The organism is Microbacterium sp. UFMG61 (genome assembly GCF_015354505.1).
GTDB lineage: Bacteria > Actinomycetota > Actinomycetes > Actinomycetales > Microbacteriaceae > Microbacterium.
The window spans coordinates 115,081-136,441 of record NZ_JACAFP010000010.1 but is presented as its reverse complement, the minus strand read 5'-3'; the positions used below and the strand labels follow the sequence as shown (position 1 = coordinate 136,441).

The 21,361-nt window shown below is 66.7% G+C and carries 17 protein-coding genes and 1 riboswitch; of the genes, 16 read left to right on the top strand and 1 reads right to left on the bottom strand.

Going from position 1 to position 21,361, the window contains the following annotated elements; genetic code table 11:
• Positions 1-15: 15 nt before the first annotated feature.
• The 13 genes from IXW21_RS13435 to IXW21_RS13375 all read left to right on the top strand — a co-directional run bounded on the left by IXW21_RS13435 (position 16) and on the right by IXW21_RS13375 (position 16,321).
• Positions 16-1,710, top strand: coding sequence for an ABC transporter substrate-binding protein (locus tag IXW21_RS13435; RefSeq protein WP_194764757.1), 1,695 nt, complete (start codon positions 16-18; stop codon positions 1,708-1,710).
• Between the two features lie 39 nt (positions 1,711-1,749).
• Positions 1,750-2,745 (top strand): ABC transporter permease, encoded by a 996-nt coding sequence (locus IXW21_RS13430; RefSeq protein ID WP_194764756.1) that lies wholly within the window; start codon positions 1,750-1,752, stop codon positions 2,743-2,745.
• Complete coding sequence (locus tag IXW21_RS13425) at positions 2,738-3,718, top strand: ABC transporter permease (RefSeq protein WP_194764755.1); 981 nt, start codon at positions 2,738-2,740, stop codon at positions 3,716-3,718. Before IXW21_RS13430 ends, IXW21_RS13425 begins: the two co-directional genes overlap by 8 nt.
• Positions 3,715-4,578 carry an ABC transporter ATP-binding protein gene (locus IXW21_RS13420; RefSeq protein ID WP_323742253.1) on the top strand — a complete coding sequence of 288 codons (864 nt, stop codon included), beginning with the start codon at positions 3,715-3,717 and terminating at the stop codon, positions 4,576-4,578. Before IXW21_RS13425 ends, IXW21_RS13420 begins: the two co-directional genes overlap by 4 nt.
• Positions 4,575-5,411 (top strand): ABC transporter ATP-binding protein, encoded by an 837-nt coding sequence (locus IXW21_RS13415; RefSeq protein ID WP_194764754.1) that lies wholly within the window; start codon positions 4,575-4,577, stop codon positions 5,409-5,411. Before IXW21_RS13420 ends, IXW21_RS13415 begins: the two co-directional genes overlap by 4 nt.
• 146 nt (positions 5,412-5,557) lie before the next feature.
• Positions 5,558-5,652: riboswitch (glycine riboswitch) on the top strand.
• Positions 5,653-5,885: 233 nt separating this feature from the next.
• Positions 5,886-6,992 (top strand): glycine cleavage system aminomethyltransferase GcvT, encoded by a 1,107-nt coding sequence (gene gcvT, locus IXW21_RS13410; RefSeq protein ID WP_194764753.1) that lies wholly within the window; start codon positions 5,886-5,888, stop codon positions 6,990-6,992.
• Complete coding sequence (gene gcvH, locus IXW21_RS13405) at positions 6,989-7,366, top strand: glycine cleavage system protein GcvH (RefSeq protein ID WP_194764752.1); 378 nt, start codon at positions 6,989-6,991, stop codon at positions 7,364-7,366. Before gcvT ends, gcvH begins: the two co-directional genes overlap by 4 nt.
• 61 nt (positions 7,367-7,427) lie before the next feature.
• The gene (gene gcvP / locus IXW21_RS13400) at positions 7,428-10,256 is read left to right on the top strand and encodes an aminomethyl-transferring glycine dehydrogenase (RefSeq protein WP_228528547.1); all 2,829 of its coding nucleotides are present in this window, start codon (positions 7,428-7,430) and stop codon (positions 10,254-10,256) included.
• Between the two features lie 226 nt (positions 10,257-10,482).
• Positions 10,483-12,120: a peptide ABC transporter substrate-binding protein gene (locus tag IXW21_RS13395; RefSeq protein WP_194764750.1), complete on the top strand. Its 1,638-nt coding sequence runs from the start codon at positions 10,483-10,485 to the stop codon at positions 12,118-12,120.
• Between the two features lie 101 nt (positions 12,121-12,221).
• Positions 12,222-13,148 (top strand): ABC transporter permease, encoded by a 927-nt coding sequence (locus tag IXW21_RS13390; RefSeq protein WP_194764749.1) that lies wholly within the window; start codon positions 12,222-12,224, stop codon positions 13,146-13,148.
• Positions 13,141-14,085 (top strand): ABC transporter permease, encoded by a 945-nt coding sequence (locus tag IXW21_RS13385; RefSeq protein ID WP_194764748.1) that lies wholly within the window; start codon positions 13,141-13,143, stop codon positions 14,083-14,085. The genes IXW21_RS13390 and IXW21_RS13385 overlap by 8 nt, the downstream gene beginning before the upstream one ends.
• Positions 14,082-15,755, top strand: a complete 1,674-nt coding sequence (locus IXW21_RS13380) for a dipeptide ABC transporter ATP-binding protein (RefSeq protein WP_194764747.1) — start codon at positions 14,082-14,084, stop codon at positions 15,753-15,755. The genes IXW21_RS13385 and IXW21_RS13380 overlap by 4 nt, the downstream gene beginning before the upstream one ends.
• 2 nt (positions 15,756-15,757) lie before the next feature.
• On the top strand, positions 15,758-16,321 hold the full coding sequence (locus tag IXW21_RS13375) for a PH domain-containing protein (protein ID WP_194764746.1): 564 nt from the start codon (positions 15,758-15,760) through the stop codon (positions 16,319-16,321).
• Between the two features lie 25 nt (positions 16,322-16,346).
• On the opposite strand, the gene IXW21_RS13370 is transcribed toward IXW21_RS13375, so the two are convergent.
• Positions 16,347-17,132, bottom strand: coding sequence for a type II CAAX endopeptidase family protein (locus tag IXW21_RS13370; RefSeq protein WP_323742252.1), 786 nt, complete (start codon positions 17,130-17,132; stop codon positions 16,347-16,349).
• A gap of 101 nt (positions 17,133-17,233) precedes the next feature.
• Between IXW21_RS13370 and typA the strand changes: the two genes are divergently transcribed.
• From typA to glsA, 3 genes are all read left to right on the top strand, one after another.
• Positions 17,234-19,147, top strand: a complete 1,914-nt coding sequence (gene typA / locus IXW21_RS13365; RefSeq protein WP_194764745.1) for a translational GTPase TypA — start codon at positions 17,234-17,236, stop codon at positions 19,145-19,147.
• A 161-nt stretch (positions 19,148-19,308) separates the two neighbouring features.
• Positions 19,309-20,190: a phospholipase gene (locus IXW21_RS13360; protein WP_194764744.1), complete on the top strand. Its 882-nt coding sequence runs from the start codon at positions 19,309-19,311 to the stop codon at positions 20,188-20,190.
• A gap of 130 nt (positions 20,191-20,320) precedes the next feature.
• Entirely contained in the window at positions 20,321-21,334 is a 1,014-nt protein-coding gene (gene glsA / locus IXW21_RS13355) for a glutaminase A (RefSeq protein ID WP_194764743.1), read from the top strand.
• The last annotated feature ends 27 nt before the right edge of the window (positions 21,335-21,361 follow it).

The window sequence follows — 21,361 nt, the reverse complement described above, 5'->3', positions numbered from 1 at the left end:
GAGAGGAAATACAGAATGATCCGTAACGGAAGGCGCAAGATCGCGCTCACCGCTGTGGCGGGGGCATCCGTCCTCGCCCTGGGTTTGACCGCCTGTGGCGCAGGCGGCAGCAGCGAGGGGAGCGGTGGCGACGGCGACCGCGCGCTTCGCGTCTGGGCAGGCAGTCAGACTCCCATCACCGCGAACTACAACCCGTTCGCCCCGACCGTGCTCCACGGAGCGCTCGGACCCATCTACGAGCCGCTGTTCTTCTTCAACAAGACGGCCGACTCCGAACCCGTCGGACTGATCGGCGACTCATACGAGTACAACGAAGACGGCACGGTGATCACGATCACCATCAAGCCCGACCTGAAGTGGAGCGACGGCGAGTCCCTCACCGCGGCCGACGTGGCCTTCTCCTTCACCTACGAGGCGAACAACCCCGAGGGCAACGGCCTCGTCTCGGCCGAGGCGACCGACGACACGACCGTCGTGCTCACCTATGCGACGGCCCAGTACACGACCGAGTTCCAGCGTCTCGGCTCGACCTACATCCTGCCCGAGCACATCTGGGCCGAGGTCACCGACTTCGCGAACTTCGCCAACGAGGAGCCGGTCGGCTCAGGGGCGTACGTGGTCGACAAGACGACGAGCGAGTCCTACACGCTCGTCGCCAACGAGAACTTCCGCGACGCCGACGATCTCGGCGTCAAGAAGGTCCAGTACATCGCGGTCGACAACAACCAGACCGCACAGGACCTTCTCGCCGCAGGTCAGCTCGACTGGACCGGCATGTTCATCCCGAACCCCGACGACGTCACCGGCAACGGGGCGATCGAGTGGATCAACACTCCTCAGGATCCGACCGTCCTCTACACCTGCTCGAACGCCGAGCTGGGCTGCGCAGGCCCGCAGACCGATGTCGCGGTGCGGCAGGCGTTGAACGTCGCGATCGACCGGGACGCGATCAAGGACAAGGCGTTCGTCGGGCTCACCGGAGACATCTCCCCGGCGTTCACGCTGCTGCCTCGCGACGAGAAGTGGCTCGCCGACCCGGCCAACGAGGTCAGCCCGCAGGAGGCGGATGCCGCCGAGGCAGGCTCGATCCTCGAGGCGGCCGGCTACACGAAGGGCTCCAGCGGCATCTACGAGAAGGACGGCGTGCCGGTCGAGCTCAGCCTGATCTCGGTCGACGGCTGGACCGACTACAACGACGCCGCCAAGCTGATCGCCGAGCAGGCCGAGGCAGCGGGCATCAAGGTCACCGCCTCGACGGTGCAGTGGCAGGAGTTCTCCGACGCCCGTCAGGGCGGTGACTACCAGCTGATCGTCGGAGGCGTCATCGGCACCTCCGTCGCGGACCCGTTCCAGATTTACCGCGACTGGTTCGGTGGCACGACGGTCGAGTCGACCGCTCCCGTCGGCACCGAGGTTCCTGCGGGACGCTGGAACTTCAGCCGCTACAGCAACCCGGTCGTCGATCAGGCGATCCAGTCGGCCGTCAGCACGAACGACGAGGCCGCGAAGAAGGAGCTGTACGCCACGATCCAGACCGAGATCGTCCGTGACCTGCCGTACATCCCGCTGGTCGTCAACGCGACCCAGACCTTCTACAACACGAAGGACTTCACGGGCTGGCCGACGGAGGACGACCTCTACGCCTTCCCGCCGTCCTGGGGCGCGATCGCGGCAGGGTACATCCTGACGCAGCTCGAGCCGGTCAAGTAACGAAATGGGGTCGGGGGAGCAGGAAGCAAGGTCTGTGACATGAAGTTCTATGCACGAAGAATCGGGTTCTACGCGTTCACGCTGTGGGCCGCGATCTCACTCAACTTCCTGCTTCCCCGGCTCATGCCGGGGAACCCGGCGGACATCATGATCGCCAAGATGCAGCGAGCGGGCGGAGAGGTCTCCGAGACCACGATCCGCAACATCAAACTGCTTCTCGGCGGTGACGACTCCTCGCTCTGGGAGCAGTACATCGCATACTGGGGGCGGATGCTCCAGGGCGACCTGGGCGTCTCGGTGACGAAGTTCCCGACGCCGGTGAGCGAGCTGATCAGCCAGGCGCTGCCCTGGACTCTCATCCTGGTCGGCACCGTGACCGTCATCTCGTTCATCCTCGGTGTCGTCCTCGGCGCCTGGGCCGGGTGGAAGCGCGGTACCTGGGTCGACCATCTCATCCCTGCGACCACCGTGCTGCAGTCCATCCCGTACTTCTGGATGGCGCTGCTGCTCGTCTCCGTCTTCGCGGTCGGCCTCGGCTGGTTCCCGATCTTCGGCGGCTACGACGTCTTCGAGTTCCCCGACGGACCCGAGCCGACGTGGGCGTTCTTCACGAACGCGCTCTCGCACGCGATCCTCCCCGCCCTCACCATCGTGATCTCGTCGGTCGGCGGCTGGATGTTCGGGATGCGCAACATGATGGTGCAGACCATGGCCGAGGACTACGTCCTCACGGCCGAGGCCAAGGGGCTCCGTCCCCGACGCATCATGACGACGTACGCCGCTCGCAACGCGGCGATCCCGTCGATCGCGGGCTTCTCGATCACGCTCGGATTCGTCGTTGCCGGCTCCATCGTGATGGAGCAGGTCTTCACCTACCCGGGCATCGGCAAGCTGATGTTCCAGGCGGTCACGAACAACGACTACGCGCTGATGCAGGGACTCTTCCTCGTCATCACGATCACGGTACTCGCCGCCAACTTCATCATGGACCTCGTCTATGGCTTCATCGACCCGAGGGCTCGCCAGAATGTCTGACACCGAGAACACAGTGCTGATCACGAAGGATCAGCCCACGACCCAGCCCGCAAGCACCATCTCACTGGCGACCCAACGGGGGCGCACGCGTCGTCGCGTGCTCCCGATCACCTCGCCGAAGTTCGTCGTCGGCGCGATCCTCGTGCTGTCGATCGTGCTGTTCGCGATCATCGCACCGATCTTCTCGCAGAACCCGCGCAGCACCGACAACCCGGCGCTGCTGCCGCCCTCGCCGGAGCACTGGCTCGGAACCACCAAGCTCGGCAACGACATGTTCGCCCAGCTCGCGATCGGGGCGCAGGGCTCGCTCCTGGTCGGCGTCGTCGCCGGCGGCATCGCGATCATCCTGTCCCTGGTCTTCGGCGTCCTCGCCGGCTACCTCGGCGGATGGCGCGAGGATGCCCTCGCCCTGCTGACGAACGTGATGATCGTGATCCCGGGGCTTCCCCTCGTCATGGTGATCGCCTCGTTCGTGCCGCAGCGCAGCTGGCAGCTGGTCGCGTTCGTGCTCGGCATCACATCCTGGGCCGGTGCGGCGTACGTGCTCCGGCTGCAGACGCGGTCTCTGCGGACCCGCGACTACGTCTACGCCTCGAAGGTCGCGGGGGAGCGGTCGTTCCGCGTCATCCTCGTCGAGATCATGCCGAACCTGCTCCCGTTGCTCACCGCGCAGTTCCTCTTCGCGATCATCTTCGCGATCCTCGGAGAGGCCGGTCTCTCGTACCTGGGCCTCGGTCCGAACTCCTCGATCACCTGGGGCACGATCCTCAACGACGCGCAGTCGGGCCAGGCGCTCGGACGAGGAGCATGGTGGTGGTTCATCCCGCCGGGAATCATGATCGCTCTGCTCGGGGCCGGCCTCGCGCTCATCAACTTCGCGATCGACGAGGTCATCAATCCCAAGCTGCGAAATGCACCCGACGCCGCGCGTCGAGTGCGCAAGGCCGCCAAGACGAAGGGGGTCGCCGCGTGAGCGCTCCGGATGCCGTGCTGACCGCACGCAACGTGTCGATCGAATACGAGGTGGATCCGCCCGTCAAGGCGGTCCGCGACGTCACTCTCACTCTCAACCGTGGTGAGATCCTCGGGCTCGCCGGTGAGTCCGGATGCGGCAAGACGACACTCGCGTACGGGATGAATCGTCTGCTCAAGGCCCCGGCGCTCATGACCAGCGGTGAGATCGTCTTCCACGACCGTGACGGTCATGACATCGACGTGGTGGCTCTCGACGGCGACGGGCTCCGGGCGTTCCGCTGGGACAAGATCTCGATGGTCTTCCAGGGCGCGATGAACTCGCTCAACCCGGTGATCAGCGTCAGGGCGCAGATCTTCGACATCTTCGACACGCATCGTCCCGGCATGTCGAAGAAGGACAAGCAGGCCAGGGCAGAGGAACTGCTCACGCTCGTCGGAGTCGATCCCTCGCGATTGACGAGCTTCCCGCACGAGCTCTCGGGCGGCATGCGCCAGCGCATGATGATCGCCATGGCCCTCGCGCTGGATCCTCAGGTCATGATCATGGACGAGCCGACCACCGCACTCGACGTCGTGGTGCAGCGCGGCATCATCCGAGAGATCATGCGACTTCGCGAAAGGCTCGGCTTCGCGGTGATCTTCATCACGCACGATCTGCCGATGCTGATCGAGATCAGCGATCGCATCGCCGTGATGCTGCAGGGGCAGATCGTCGAGGAGGGCACGGCGGAGGAGATCTACCGCACACCCCAGCACGAGTACACGAAGAAGCTGCTGTCGAGCTTCCCGAGTCTGACCGGCGAGCGCGGAGATTTCGTGCGCACCGGCAACCAGCCCAGTCAGGAGGAGGTCCGATGAGCACCGCGACTCTGGAGGCCCGCAATCTCGTCAAGGACTTCACGCTCCGCTCGGGGGTGAAGACATCGATCCTGCATGCGGTGAAGGACGTGTCGTTCACTCTCGAATCCGGCAAGACGATCGCTCTGGTCGGCGAGTCCGGATCGGGCAAGTCCACCATCGCCCGGATGCTCATGAAGCTCGAGAGTCCGACGAGCGGCCAGATCCTGCTCGACGGCCGGGAGACCGGGACTCGTGGCCGCGCGGTGGAGCGATACCGCTCGCAGGTGCAGATGGTGTTCCAGGATCCGTTCGCGTCACTCAATCCCTTCCACTCGATCATCCATCACCTGGAGCGTCCCATCCGGCTGCACCACCCGAAGCTGTCGGGTGCGCAGGTGCGTGCCCGCGCGATCGAACTCCTCGAGCGGGTGCGGCTGTCGCCGGGGGAGAGCTTCGCGGACCGACGTCCGCACGAGCTCTCGGGTGGTCAGCGACAGCGCGTCGCGATCGCCCGGGCGCTCGCACCGGGCGCACGGTTCATCGTCGCGGACGAGCCGGTGTCGATGCTCGACGTGTCGATCCGACTCGGGGTGCTGAACCTGCTGGCCGATCTGCAGCGCGAAGACGACCTCGGGGTCCTGTACATCACGCACGACCTCGCGACGGCCCGTCACTTCAGCGACGAGATCATGGTGCTCTACAAGGGCGACGTGGTCGAGCGAGGTCCGGCCGACGAGGTCATCCTCAACCCGCAACACGAGTACACGAAGACCCTTCTCGGAGCGGCTCCGGAACCCGAGAACCTCGGTCGCCTGCGTGATGAGGTGCGGGCCGAGCTCGCCGGGCGCTGACCCTCGCCACCGAGCGCTGACCCTCGCCACCGGGCGCGTTTCCTGCCGCACTCGACCTGCGCGGCGACGGGAGACGCGACCGGAGTGCATGCCTGACTGAGTGCACGCGACCGGCTAGACTGATGCCACAACTGAAGACAGGCCGAATGACCCACGCGGGAGAGCCCCGGCGAACGCAGCCGGGCACCGAAGGAGCAAGCCTCCCCGCCAATCTCTCAGGTACGCGTACCGCGCGGTTCCGGCCACTCTGAAAAGCGATTTCAAGCAAAGCGAGAGATCGGGCTGAGCGAGGGCGTCCGCGCCCGAGCCGAAACCCTGGCGACCTGCACTCCGCGCGTCTCCCTCTCCGCTCGCCCATGATCCGCCGACGGTGAAAGCCCAGTCCCTGGGCGAAGCTCTCAGGCCCATGACAGAGGGGGAGTTCCGAGGAACGGCGTCATCGCTGTTCCGCCCGAACCAGCCCGGGAGAACTCCATGTCCGACCCTCGCTACACCCCGCTCCGCGAACGCCATGAGGCGCTCGGCGCATCCTTCACCGATTTCGGCGGATGGCAGATGCCGGTCCGTTACACCTCCGACCTCGCCGAGCACCACGCCGTGCGGCAGGCTGCAGGGATCTTCGACATCTCGCACATGGCCGAGTTCACGGTGCGCGGTGCGGATGCCGCGGCCTACCTCGACCACGCGCTCGCCGGACGGCTGTCGGCTCTCGCGGTCGGCAAGGCGAAGTACTCGCTCCTGCTCGCAGCGACCGGCGGCATCATCGACGACGTCATCGTCTACCGCCTCGAGGACGCTGACTTCCTCGTCATCTCGAATGCCGGCAACCGGGACGCGGTTCGTGAGGCTCTCGACGCTCGCGTCGAGGATTTCCACGTCAAGGTCGCAGACGTCTCCGACGACTACGCGCTGATCGCCGTGCAGGGGCCGCAGTCCGAGGCGATCCTCGCCGCGACCACGGGCATCTCCGATGTCAGCATCCCCTGGGCGGAGCAGAAGTACTACGCCTGGGCAGCGGCGACCTTCACCGGTCGTTCGCTGTTGCTCGCCCGCACCGGGTACACCGGCGAAGACGGCTTCGAACTGCTCGTCGCCGCAGACGACGCTGTCGCGCTGTGGGACGCGGTTCTTGCGGCCGGCGCGCCGCACGGCCTCGTGCCTGCGGGCCTCGCGGCGCGCGACACCCTTCGCCTCGAGGCGGGCATGCCGCTGTACGGACATGAGCTGACCCTCGACACCAAGCCGGTGCAGGCGGGACTCGGCCGTGTCGTGGTCTCGGCGAAGGAGGCCTTCGTCGGGAAGGACGCGGTAGACGCTGCACCCGACGCGCCCGTGCTCGTGGGCCTCGTCGCCGAGGGCAAGCGAGCGGGCCGGGCCGGCTACGCCGTCGTCGATGAGGACGGCGTAGCGCTCGGCGAGATCACCAGCGGCGCGTTGAGCCCGACGCTGGGACATCCGATCGCGATGGCTTACATCGCACCGTCTTCCGCCGCGGCGGGAACCGCAGTATTCCTTGATGTGCGGGGGACCAGGATCCCCGCGACCGTGACCACCCTGCCTTTCTACCGGAGGACAAAATGACCGACCTCAACGCGCTCCACTACACCGACGAGCACGAATGGATCGCCGCCGACGGCGGCACCGTGACCATCGGCATCACCGACTATGCGGCTGAGAAGCTCGGCGACGTGGTGTTCGTCGAGCTCCCCGCCGTCGGCACCGAGGTCACCGCAGGCACGGTCGTGGGTGAGATCGAGTCGACCAAATCGGTCGGCGAGCTCTACGCGCCCGTCACCGGCACCGTCGTCGAGATCAACGACACGGTCGTCGACGACCCGTCGCTCGTGAACGCCGAGCCCTTCGCGGGCGGCTGGCTCATCAAGGTCGCCGTCGCCGACGGTGCCCTCGAGGGACTGATGGACCGCGACGCGTACGTCGCTCTGACGGAGGGCTGATCCACCCGTGACCTCTTTCGCCGATCGTCACATCGGAACGACCGCAGCCGCCCAGCGTCAGATGCTCGACGCGCTGGGCGTCGAGTCGGATCTCGCGGACTGGAGCCCGGTCGAGGCGCTGATGCGCCAGGCCGTACCCGTCTCGATCTACACCGCAGCGAACGATGACTCCGTGATCCCGCGCGCCGCGAGTGAGACCGAGGCTCTCGCCGAGCTTCGGGCACTCGCCGCGCGTAACACGGTCAACCGGCCGATGATCGGTCTCGGCTACTACGGGACCATCACCCCGCAGGTGATCCAGCGCAACGTGCTCGAGAACCCGTCCTGGTACACGGCATACACGCCGTACCAGCCGGAGATCTCGCAGGGACGTCTCGAGGCGCTCATCAACTTCCAGACCATGGTGGCGGAGCTCACCGGGCTCTCCACGGCCAACGCGTCGATGCTCGACGAGTCGACGGCGGTCGTCGAGGGGATGCTGCTGGCCCGTCGTGCGTCGAAGAAGGCGTCGAACGTGTTCGCCGTCGACGCGGATGCGTTCCCGCAGACGGCTGCTCTGCTCGCCGCCCGCGCCGAGGCCGTGGGCATCGAGCTCGTGACCGTCGACTTCGCGGCAGGCGAGGAGCTCCCCGCCGAGCTCTTCGGCGTGTTCGTGCAGTATCCGGCGGCGTCGGGACGCGTCTGGGACCCCAGCGCGGTGATCGACGCGGCGCACGTCGCGGGCGGTCTCGCGGTCGTCGCCGCCGATCTGCTGGCGCTGACCCTCATCGCATCGCCCGGATCGCTCGGCGCCGATGTGGCTGTCGGCACCACCCAGCGCTTCGGCGTGCCCATGGGGTTCGGGGGCCCGCACGCGGGGTACATGGCCGTTCGCGCGGGTCTGGAGCGCCAGCTCCCGGGGCGTCTGGTCGGAGTCTCGGTCGACGCCGCCGGAAAGCCGGCCTATCGCCTGTCGCTGCAGACGCGTGAGCAGCACATCCGTCGTGAGAAGGCGACCAGCAACATCTGCACCGCCCAGGTGCTCCTCGCCGTCATGGCCTCGATGTACGCCGTCTATCACGGACCTGAAGGTCTCCGCGCGATCGCGGCGGAAGCCGCGGCGAAGGCGGCGCTGCTGCGCGACTGGCTCACCGACGCGGGTGTCGAGATCGTGCACGACGCGTTCTTCGACACGATCAGGGCTCGCGTGCCCGGACGGGCGGCCGAGATCGTCGAGGCGGCCCACGCCGACGGCATCCTGCTGCGTGCGAACGACGCCGACACCGTGAACATCGCGGTCGACGAGACCACCACGGTCGCCGACCTCCACCGTGTCGCCCAGGTGTTCGGCGGCAAGCGCGAGCGGGCGTTCGGATTCTTCGGGATCGGCGCGGCCGGCGCTCTGCCCGAAGAGCTCCACCGTCAGGACGAGTACCTGACCCACCCCGTGTTCCACGCGCACCGCAGCGAGACCGCCATGATGCGGTACCTCAAGAGCCTCGCCGACCGCGACTACGCGCTCGACCGCGGCATGATCCCGCTCGGATCCTGCACCATGAAGCTCAACGCGGCCACCGAGATGGCGTCGATCACCTGGCCCGAGTTCGCGGGCATCCACCCGTTCGCCCCGGCGTCCGACGTGGCCGGGTACCTCGATCTCGTCGACCAGCTCGAAGCCTGGCTCGCGGAGGTCACCGGGTACGACGCGGTGTCGCTGCAGCCGAATGCGGGCTCGCAGGGCGAGCTCGCCGGGCTTCTCGCGATCCGCGGCTACCACCTGGCGAACGGCGACGACCAGCGCACGGTGTGTCTGATCCCGTCGTCGGCGCACGGTACGAACGCGGCGTCCGCCGTGCTCGCGGGCATGAAGGTCGTGGTCGTGGCGTGCGACGAGCTCGGGAACGTCGACCTCGCAGACCTCCGCGCCAAGATCGACGCGCATGCGGCCGAGCTCTCGGCACTCATGATCACGTACCCGTCGACGCACGGCGTCTACGAGCAGGACGTCGTCGAGATCACCTCCGCCGTGCACGGCGCAGGCGGACAGGTCTATGTCGACGGTGCCAACCTCAACGCACTGCTGGGGTACGCCCGGTTCGGCGATCTGGGTGGCGATGTCTCGCACCTCAACCTGCACAAGACGTTCGCGATCCCGCACGGTGGTGGCGGACCGGGCGTCGGCCCGGTCGCTGCGAAGGCGCACCTCGCGCCGTTCCTGCCCTCGCATCCGCTCGCGCAGCGCGCGGAGCACGCGGGCGGATTCGTCTTCGAGGGCGGTCCGATCTCGGCCGCGCCCTACGGCTCGGCGGGCATTCTGCCGATCTCCTGGGCCTACGTCCGAATGATGGGTGCCGACGGCCTCCGGCACGCGACCGCAGCGGCCGTGCTGTCGGCGAACTACATCGCGGCCCGCCTCGCCGAGCACTACCCGGTTCTGTATGCGGGGGAGAACGGCCGGGTCGCGCACGAGTGCATCCTCGACCTGCGACCGCTCAAGGAGGCGACCGGCATCACGGTCGACGATGTCGCGAAGCGCCTGATCGACTACGGCTTCCACGCGCCCACCATGTCGTTCCCGGTCGCGGGAACGCTGATGGTCGAGCCCACGGAGTCGGAGGATCTCGGCGAGATCGAGCGGTTCATCGAGGCCATGATCATGATCAGGGCCGAGGCTGACGACGTCGCCGCCGGCCGCTGGCCCGCCGACGACAATCCGCTCGTCAACGCACCTCACACCGCGGTTTCGCTGATCGCGGGGGAGTGGAATCACTCGTACACGCGTGAGGATGCCGCCTACCCGGTGCATGCGCTCGTGGCCGGCAAATACTGGCCGCCGGTGCGTCGCATCGATCAGGCCTACGGCGACCGCAACCTGGTGTGCGCGTGCCCGCCGATCGAGGCCTTCGCCTGAGTCGCCGAGTGCCCTTCGACGGCGTCGCGTCCTTCCCGGGATGCGACGCCGTCGCTCGTTTCCGTGCATTTCCGCATGTTTCCGCGATATTACAGATGGTCACCACTGAGTAACAGTTCATTAGCCGAGTGCGGCGTCCCCTGAAACGCGGGATACAGTCAACTATCCCTACGCGTTCGATGATGTGCGCGCAGTCTGATGAATACCCGTCCACAGGAGGACACTAGTGAAGCGCAACAAGATCGCCCTTGCGGGCACCGCGCTGTTCGCGATCGGCGCCCTGGCGCTCGCGGGCTGCGCGAGCGGTGGCAACGGCAACGACGACGGTGGCAGCACCGCGGGCGACGCCAACGCGGATGCCATCATCACGACGAACGGATCGGAGCCGGAGAACCCGCTCATCCCCACCAACACCAACGAGGTGGGTGGCGGAAAGATCCTCGACGAGATCTTCGCCGGTCTGATCTACTACGACGCCGACGGCAAGCCGGTCAACGACGTGGCTGAGGAGATCACCACGGAAGACCCCCAGAACCTCACCGTCAAGATCAAGGAGGGCCTGACCTTCACCGATGGTGAAGAGGTCACCGCCGACAACTTCATCAAGGCGTGGAACGAGGGCGCGAAGCTCTCCAACGGCCACCTCTCCAGCTACTTCTTCGAGGACATCGAGGGCTTCAGCTACGAGACGGACTCCGAGCTCACGGGTCTGAAGCAGGTCGACGACTACACCTTCACGATCGCGCTGAACAAGCCGGCCTCCGACTTCGCTCTGCGTCTCGGCTACTCGGCGTTCTACCCGCTGCCCGACGTCGCTTTCGAGGACATAGACGCCTTCGGTCAGAACCCGATCGGCAACGGTCCGTACATGATCGACGGCGACGACGCGTGGCAGCACGACGTGCAGATCGAACTCGTCCGCAACGACGACTACGACGGAGGCCGCAAGGCTGCCAACGGCGGTCTGACCATCAAGTTCTACGCGACGCAGGAATCGGCATACGCCGACCTGCTCTCGAACGAGGTCGACGTCATCGACGCGATCCCGACCAACTCGCTCCCGGTCTTCACCGACGAGCTCGGCGACCGGGCTGTGAACCAGCCGTCCGCCGTGTTCCAGTCGTTCACCATCGGCCAGTTCCTCCCGCACTTCAGCGGCGAAGAGGGCAAGCTGCGTCGTCAGGCGCTGTCGATGGCGATCAACCGTGAAGAGATCACCGAGACCATCTTCTCGGGAACCCGCACGCCGGCGTCCGACTTCACGTCGCCGGTCATCGACGGCTGGTCGGACTCGGTCCCCGGCAGCGAGGTTCTCGACTACGACCCCGAGAAGGCGAAGGAGCTGTGGGCCGAGGCCGACGCCATCGCCCCGTGGGACGGCGAGTTCAAGATCGCCTACAACGCCGACGGCGGGCACGACGCCTGGGTCGACGCGGTGAGCAACAGCATCAAGAACACGCTGGGCATCGAGGCTTCGGGCGACCCGTACCCGACCTTCCAGGACCTTCGCTCGAAGATCAACGACCGCAGCATCACCACCGCTGCGCGCTCGGGCTGGCAGGCCGACTACCCGGGTCTGTACAACTTCCTCGGACCGCTCTACGCCACGGGCGCCGGTTCCAACGACGGTGACTACTCGAACCCCGAGTTCGATGACCTCATCAAGGCCGGCATCAGCAACCCCGACGCCGACGCGCAGATCGAGGACTTCACCAAGGCGCAGGAGGTCCTGTTCCAGGACCTGCCCGCGATCCCGCTGTGGTACTCCAACGTCACCGGCGGCTTCAGCGAGAACGTCGACAACGTCACGTTCGGCTGGAACTCGGTTCCGCTCTACTACGAGATCACGAAGGCCGGCGAGTAAGTCTGACGGCACTTCACCTGTGAGGCGGTGACGATTCTTCGTCACCGCCTCACAGGCTTGTGTTCACGTAGCTTTCTTTCCCCTCAAGAAGGGACAGGCGGATGCTCGGTTACATTCTGAGACGTCTTCTGCAGGTGATCCCGGTCTTCTTCGGAGCCACCCTGCTCATTTACTTCCTCGTTTTCGCCATGCCCGGCGACCCGATCCTCGCCCTGTTCGGTGACAAGACCCCCAACCCGGCGGTCATCGAGCAGCTGCGCGCGCAGTACCACCTGGACCAGCCGTTCATCGTGCAGTACTGGTACTACATCACCGGCGTGTTCCAGGGCGACCTGGGCACCACCTACTCCGGTCGGCCGGTCTCGGCGGTCCTCGCCGCGACACTCCCCGTTACCGGGCGCCTCGCCGTCATGGCGATCGCGATCGAGTTCGTCCTGGCGATCATCATCGGAACGATCTCGGCACTGCGCAAGGGCAAGCTGTTCGACAACGTGTCGCTCATCGTCGCGCTCGTCGCGATCGCGATCCCGATCTTCGTCGTCGCTTTCCTCGCCCAGTACTTCCTGGCGATCCAGCTCGGATGGTTCAAACCCACAGTGGGAGCGGACAACGACTGGGGCGGCCTGTGGCTCCCGGCGATCGTGCTCGGCTTCAGCCTGTACGCCGTCAGCATGCGCCTGATGCGCAGCTCTGTCATCGACACGCTCAACCAGGACTGGGTGCGCACCGCGTACAGCAAGGGTCTGTCGCGCAACCGTGTGCTTCCCGTGCACGTTCTTCGCAACTCGCTGATCCCCGTGATCACGAACTCTGCGACGAACTTCGGTGTGCTGCTCGTGGGTGCGACCGTGACCGAGGGCATCTTCAACGTCCCCGGGGTCGGAAACACCCTCTTCCAGGCGATCCAACGCGGAGAGGGCCCCACGGTCGTCTCGTTCGTCACGGTGTTCGTCATCCTGTACGTGTTGGTGAACCTTCTCATCGACCTGCTCTACGGTCTGCTCGACCCGAGGATTCGCTATGCCTGATCCCACCACCCAGAAGCACTACGTCGCCCCGGTCGAGACCGAGTCGATCGCCGTCGATGCCGTGCGCATCTCTGACAAGCCCAGCAACCTGTGGCGGGACGCCTGGTTCGACCTGCGTCGCCGCCCCCTGTTCTGGTTCTCCGTCGCCCTGGCGGTCTTCTTCCTGGTGATGGCCGTGTGGCCGACGCTGTTCACCTCGACGCCGCCGAACGACGACTGCCAGCTGTCCAACAGCAACGGCGGTCCGACCGAGGGACACCCGCTCGGCTTCACCTTCCAGGGCTGCGACATCTACGCGCGCATCGTGTGGGGATCCCAGACGTCGCTGGCCGTGGGCCTGATCGCCACGGTGATCTCCTCGGTCCTCGGTCTGATCATGGGCGCCCTCGCCGGATTCTACGGCGGATGGCTCGACGGCCTGCTGTCGCGCATCGGTGACATCTTCTTCGCGATCCCATACATCCTGGCGGCTGTCGTCGTGATGACGGTGTTCCGGGATGCTCGCTCGGTCTGGACCCTCGCATTCGCGATCGGCGCGTTCGCCTGGGCATCCACGGCCCGAGTCGTGCGAGCCGAAGTGCTCCGTGTGCGCCAGGCCGACTTCGTGATGGCTTCGCAAGCTCTCGGTCAGTCGAAGTTCAAGATCCTCGTGAACCACGTCGTCCCGAACGCCATCGCACCGCTGCTCGTGGTGTCGACCCTCGGTCTCGCCGCGGCGATCGTCGCGGAGGCGACCCTGTCGTTCCTCGGTGTCGGTCTCGGCAGCGACGTCATGTCGTGGGGCAACGACATCGCCAAGGCTCAGGCCTCCCTGCGCGTCGCTCCGATGGCGCTCATCTATCCGTCGATCGCCCTGACCCTCGCGGTGCTGGCGTTCGTCACCCTGGGCGAGCTCATCCGAGACGCCCTCGACCCGAAGGCGAGGGCACGCCGATGAGCGAGCGCATCACCGAACAGGTCCCGCTGCTGAGCGTTCGCGACCTCACCGTCGCGTTCCGCACGCAGGAAGGTCTGCGCGAAGTGCTCCACGGAGTCAGCTTCGACATCATGTCCGGTGAGACCGTCGCCATCGTGGGGGAGTCGGGTTCCGGCAAGTCCACGACCGCCACGGCGATCGTGAACCTGCTCCCGGGTACCGGTCAGGTCACGTCCGGATCGATCACCCTCGACGGTCGCGAGCTGACCACGCTCAGCCGTCGCGAGATCGAGGCGGTCCGCGGTCGGGACATCGGCTTCGTGCCGCAGGACCCGATGTCGAACCTCAACCCCGTGTGGAGCATCGGATTCCAGGTCAAGGAGGCGATCCGTGCGAACGGCATCGCCCAGGGCCGCGAGGCCGCCAAAGCACGCACGGTCGAGGTGCTGCAGCAGGCCGGGCTCGCCGACGCCGAGAAGCGTCTGCACCAGTTCCCGCACCAGTTCTCGGGCGGAATGCGTCAGCGTGCGCTCATCGGGATGGGCCTCGCGGCGGACCCGAAGCTGCTCATCGCCGACGAGCCGACCTCAGCTCTCGACGTGACGGTGCAGCGCGTGATCCTCGATCACATGGCGTCGCTCACCCGCGACAAGGGCACCTCGGTGCTCCTGATCACGCACGACCTCGGCCTCGCCGCCGAGCGCGCGGACAAGATCATCGTGATGAACGGCGGCAACATCGTCGAGGCGGGGCCGAGCCGGCAGATCCTCGAGGATCCGCAGCACCCGTACACGAAGCGTCTGGTGGCTGCGGCTCCCAGCGTGGCGTCGCAGCGCATTCAGGCCGTGGTGGAGGACCGGGGGATCGAGACTCTCGAAAATCTCGCCGCCATTCCGCCGACCGTGCGTGTGGCGGGACTCACGAAGGACTACAAGATCCGTCAGGGGAACTTCCGCAGCGAAGCGTTCCGTGCGGTCGACGACGTGTCCTTCGAGATCCCCCGCGGCAAGACGCTGGCTCTGGTGGGGGAGTCGGGTTCGGGCAAGTCCACCGTCGCGAAGATGGTGCTGAAGCTCGAGGAGCCGACCAGCGGCACCATCGAGATCGACGGCCAGGATGTGTCGAAGCTCTCGAACGCTCAGGCGTTCGGTCTTCGTCGGCGCATGCAGCCGGTCTTCCAGGACCCGTACGGATCGCTCGACCCGCTGCGCAACATCGGCAACACGATCGCTGAGCCGCTGCAGATCCACGGCGTCGGCGACCGCGCCTCGCATCGTGAGCGCGTCGAGGAGCTCCTCGACCAGGTCTCGCTGCCCCGAGTGCTGGCCACCCGGTATCCGAACGAGCTCTCGGGTGGACAGCGCCAGCGCGTCGCGATCGCGCGTGCGCTCGCTCTCAAGCCCGACATCATCGTCCTCGATGAGGCCGTGTCTGCTCTCGACGTGCTGGTGCAGGACCAGGTCCTTCAGCTCCTCGCCGAGCTGCAGTCGGAACTCGGACTCACGTACCTGTTCATCACGCACGACCTCGCGGTCGTCCGTGTGTCGAGCGACCTCGTGTGCGTCATGGAGAAGGGGAAGATCGTCGAGCAGGGCACCGTCGACGAGATCTTCGCCAACCCGCAGCAGGAGTACACGGATCGTCTGCTCAAGGCGATCCCGGGTGCGTCGATCACCCTCGGCGGTCACTGAGCGTGACCACCACCCCTCCACCGGAGGCCGTACGGACATTCCGTGCGGCCTCCGGGCCTGTCTCCCTCGTGCTGTGCTCCCTGCTGGCGCTGTTCCTGCTCGGCGACGCCGCCGTGCGCGCCGGCTGGGGGCAGATGCTGTTGCTCGCGCCCTGGGTGCTCCTCGGGCTCTGGGTGGTCTACGAGATCGCTTTCGTGTCGGCCGTCCGTGTCGACGACGAGGGCGCGGTCGTGCAGAACATGCTTCGCAAGACGTCTTTCGGGTGGAGGCGTGTGCGCGACATCGATCTGCGCTGGCAGCTGCTCTTCTCGCTCGACGACGGCTCCGACCTCTCCTGCTATGGAGGTCCCGCGCGAGCACGTCCGGTGCGTCGTCCGGCCGGCGGAGACGAGGAGGCCAAGGCACCGACCGGTCTCCGTGACCTGACCGAGATCCGCGACCGGTGGGAGGCCGCTTCCCACACGGCGGATGCTCCGATCCGCCGAAGCTGGGATTCTCAGGCGCTCATCGCGCTCGGAGTCATCGTGCTCTGGGCCGTCGTCTCCGTGCTCATCGCGAACGGCTGAACGACCCCCTGCACGTCGGACCGTCTCAGTCCGGGAGGCCGAACAGTGCGGGGAATGCACTCGCCGCCCACGGATACCCGACGAACACCGTCGCATCGATCAGGAAGTGCGCGACGAGGAACGGCATGAGCCGGCCACTGCGCTGGAAGAGCGAGCCGAACAGAAGCCCCATCGCGAGGTTGCCGATGAAGGCTCCCGGCCCCTGATAGAGGTGGTAGCTCGCTCTCAGCAGCGAGGTCGTGAGGACGATGGTCCAGGGCCCCCAGCCCAGCTGCTTCAGCCGCGCGAAGAGATAGCCGAGCACGACGAACTCCTCCTGCAGTGATGCGCGAGCGGCTGCGAGAAGCAGGACCGGCACGGTCCACCAATGGGCACCCTGGCCCGAGGGGTCGACTGCGACGAAGAAGCCCAGGGATCTCCCGGCCAGGTAGAGCCCGATGCCCGGGATGCCGATCGCCGCGACGAGCAGGACGCCCCGTCCGATGTCGGATGCCGTCCTCGTGCCGTCAAGGCCGAGCCTGCCGAGATGGGGCCGGGATGACTGCCAGAGCAGAAAGCACACGAGCAGCACCGGGACCAGCGAGAAGCCGATCGAGAGCACCTGGTAGATCAGGTCGAAGATCTCGCGATCGCTGCGCGACGGATTCAGCGTCGCCGTCTGGTCGGCGAGGGGCGTCTCATCGGTCAGCCGATAGGCCAGCTGCACGATCGCGTAGATCGCGGACTGGCCCAGGCCGAGGGCCAGCACGATCGCGATCTCCCACCACAGGCGGGTGCGCGACGGGGCGGAATCGGCGAACGGGGAGGTCACGATCCTGATCGTACTTCGACTGCTCAGGAACCCGCCGTGCGCGTACGGTAACCTGGAATGTCGGCTTCCCGGCAAAAACCCACACTCTTTAGGACACTTGCATGGCGCACGCCCTTCGCTCTGACCTCCGTAACGTCGCAATCGTCGCGCACGTCGACCACGGTAAGACCACCCTCGTCGACGCGATGCTCCGCCAGACCGGCTCGTTCGGTGAACACGCCCACGTCGATGAGCGCGCCATGGACTCGAACGACCTCGAGCGCGAGAAGGGCATCACGATCCTCGCCAAGAACACGGCGATCACCTACAAGGGCAAGCACGCCCAGGGCAAGGAGATCACGATCAACGTGATCGACACCCCGGGTCACGCCGACTTCGGCGGTGAGGTCGAGCGCGGACTGTCGATGGTCGACGGGGTCGTCCTGCTCGTCGACGCGAGCGAGGGGCCGCTGCCGCAGACCCGCTTCGTGCTGCGCAAGGCTCTCGAGTCCAAGCTCCCCGTCATCCTCCTGGTCAACAAGACCGACCGCCCCGACGCTCGCATCGCCGAGGTCGAGGAAGAGGCGCACGACCTGCTGCTGGGTCTCGCATCCGACCTCGTCGACGATGTGCCCGACCTCGACGTCGACGCGCTGCTCGACGTGCCGGTGGTCTACGCGTCCGGTCGTGCCGGCGCGGCATCGCAGAACCGTCCCGCCGACGGCTCGCTGCCCGACAACGACGACCTCGAGCCGCTCTTCGAGGCGATCCTCGAGCACGTCCCCGCTCCGGCGTACGACGACGAGCACCCGCTGCAGGCCTGGGTCACCAACCTCGACTCCAGCCCCTTCCTCGGCCGCCTCGCGCTGCTGCGCGTCTTCAACGGCACGCTGAAGAAGGGTCAGACGGTCGCGTGGGTCCGCGCCGACGGCAGCACCAGCAACGCCCGCATCACCGAGCTGCTCAAGACCCGTGCGCTCGAGCGCTACCCGGCCGAGTCCGCCGGCCCCGGCGACATCGTCGCCATCGCCGGTTTCGAGAACATCACCATCGGTGAGACCATCGCCGACCCCGAGGACGTCCGCCCGCTTCCTGCGATCACGGTCGACGACCCCGCCATCTCGATGACGATCGGCACGAACACCTCGCCGCTCATGGGCAAGGTCAAGGGGCACAAGCTCACGGCTCGCATGGTCAAGGACCGTCTCGACAAGGAGCTGATCGGCAACGTCTCGCTCAAGGTCGTCGACATCGGACGCCCCGACGCGTGGGAGGTGCAGGGACGCGGTGAGCTGGCTCTCGCCATCCTCGTCGAGAACATGCGTCGCGAGGGCTTCGAGCTCACGGTCGGCAAGCCGCAGGTGGTCACGAAGAAGATCGACGGCAAGACCTACGAGCCTTTCGAGCACCTGACGATCGACACGCCGGAGGAGCACCTCGGCGCGATCACGCAGCTTCTCGCGAACCGCAAGGGCCGCATGGAGAACATGACGAACCACGGCACCGGCTGGGTGCGCATGGAGTTCATCGTCCCGTCGCGCGGCCTCATCGGCTTCCGCAGCGAGTTCCTCACCACGACGCGCGGCACGGGCATCGCCAACGCGATCTCGCACGGCTACGAGCCGTGGGCCGGTTCCATCACGACCCGTCAGAACGGCTCGATCGTCGCAGACCGTCAGGGTGTCGTCACCCCGTTCGCGATGATCGCCCTGCAGGAGCGCATGTCGTTCTTCGTGCAGCCCACGCAGGAGGTCTACGAGGGCATGGTCATCGGCGAGAACTCGCGCGCCGACGACATGGACGTGAACATCACCAAGGAGAAGAAGCTCACCAACATGCGTGCGGCGAGCTCCGACACCTTCGAGTCGATGACGCCTCCGCGCCAGCTGACTCTCGAGGAGAGCCTCGAGTTCGCGCGTGACGACGAGTGCGTCGAGGTCACGCCCGAAGTAGTCCGCATCCGCAAGGTGAACCTCGACGCGAACACGCGTGCGCGCGAGACCGCTCGTCTGAAGCGCCAGGACGCCAGCGCCTGAGAATCCTCTCAGAGAAGGGCCCTGTACTGCCGTAACGGCTGTGCAGGGCCCTTCTCTCACGAAACGCCCAGGCGAGCTGTTGCAGAATCGTTACCTTGCGCCTGGGGCCGACTCCCGATGAGGGTCCTGTGACGGGCGTACGACGACCCGAAAGTCGATTCATGCTTCATGACTCCCGTGCGCTTCGGCGCGCCTCCGACGCGGCATCCGCACGTGCCTCTGTGAACTCCCGCCGCTCCCGGTGGATCCTCGGCTCTGTGACCGGTGGCGTCATCGGCCTCGCCCTGACCGCGGGCATCGTCGCAGCTCCGGCCGCGGGTGCCGAGCTGCCCGACACCGTCGACCATGTGACCGCCCTCGTCACCGGTTCGGATCCTCTGCACAAAACCGTCGACGACTCGGCGATCACGATCAAGCTCGCGAAGGATGCGATCGCCGCGGCCGACGCGAAGACGGCCGAGGTCGCAGGCTCCGGTCTCGACCTCGCCGGCGCGCCCGCAGCCGTCGAGACCCAGGACCTCACCGCGTGGATCGGACAGCTCGGCGATCGCGACTCGCTCAGCGATCGTGAGCTCACGAGTCTGACCGCATACACCGTCACCGGAACCGAGGCCGTCGTCGCCGAGACGGCGGCGCTGCAGGCGTCATATGACGCCGCGCAGCAGGCCAAGGCTGCGGCCGAGCAGGCCGCAGCCGAGGCGGCGGCGGCGGCAGAGGCGCTGGCTCAGGCCAACACCGTGGACGGCGCGAAGGCGACCGCCCGCAGCATGGCTTCGAGCCAGTACGGCTGGGGCGACGATCAGTTCTCGTGCCTGAACTCGCTGTGGACGAAGGAATCGGGCTGGAACTACAAGGCCTACAACGCCTCGGGCGGGGCGACCGGAATCCCGCAGGCCCTCCCGGGAAGCAAGATGGCCTCGGCCGGCAGTGACTGGCAGACGAACGCGGCGACCCAGATCTCCTGGGGTCTCGGATACATCTCGTCGGTCTACGGCACACCCTGCAGCGCCTGGGGGCACTCGCAGGCGACGAACTGGTACTGATCCGACAGGTCGCATGACCGCATGCGACCTGAATTCTGGAATGACGGCCCTCTGCCCTAGGCAGGGGGCCGTCTCTGCCGCTACGGTGAGCGGAAGATGGCTGGGGCGTCGTCGATCCTGAGGAGGACGAGTGGACCCCGCAGTGCTCACCGACATCACGCAGAGCGTCTCGACCGGCACACTTCCCGGGTGGGAGCGCGTCGATGAGCTCGTCCGTGAGGCGCACCGCCGCCATACGGATGAGCGGAGCGGGACGGTCGCGGACTACATTCCCATCCTCGCGGAGGCCGACCCGGAGCTCTTCGGCCTCGCGCTGATCGAATCCGACGGCGGGCTGCATGACGCCGGTGACGCGCTCCACAGCTTCTCGATCCAGTCGATCTCGAAGATGTTCGTCTACGCGCTCGCGATCCAGGAGCACGGTCACGAGCGAGTGCGTGAGATCGTCGGCGTGAACAACACCGGGCTGCCGTTCAACTCGGTGATGGCGATCGAGCTCAACGGGGGCCACCCCATGAATCCCATGGTGAACGCGGGGGCGATCGCCACCACGGCGCTCATGCCCGGGTCGACGTCCGTCGAGCAGTGGGAGCGACTCCGTGACGGACTCTCCGCGTTCGCCGGGCGCTCGCTGGGTCTTGATGGGGTCGTGTACGCATCGGAGGCGGAGTCGAACGACCGCAACCGCGCGATCGGTCGGCTGCTGCGCGGCTATGGGCGGCTCGAGGGCGAGCCCGACGAGGTGGTCGACGTCTATACGCGGCAGTGCGCACTCAGCGTCACAGCTCATGACCTGGCCGTGATGGGAGCGACCCTGGCCGACGGCGGTGTGAACCCGGTGACCGGCGCCCGCGTGGTGTCGGCAGACGTCTGTCGTGACACGCTCGCGGTCGTGGCGTCGACGGGACTGTACGAGCGCTCGGGGGAGTGGCTCTTCGAGATCGGCCTTCCGGCCAAGTCCGGTGTGTCCGGTGGCATCGTCGCGGTCGCTCCGGGCAAGGGCGCGGTCGCCGGTTTCTCGCCGCGGCTCGACGACGCGGGCAACTCGGTGCGGTCGCAGCTCGCCATCGGGCACCTGTCACGGTCGCTCGGCCTGAATCTGTTCGCCTCAGCGCCCGCGGCGCCCGAGACCACCCGTTCCTGATACCCCACACGCTTCGTTCAGAGGACA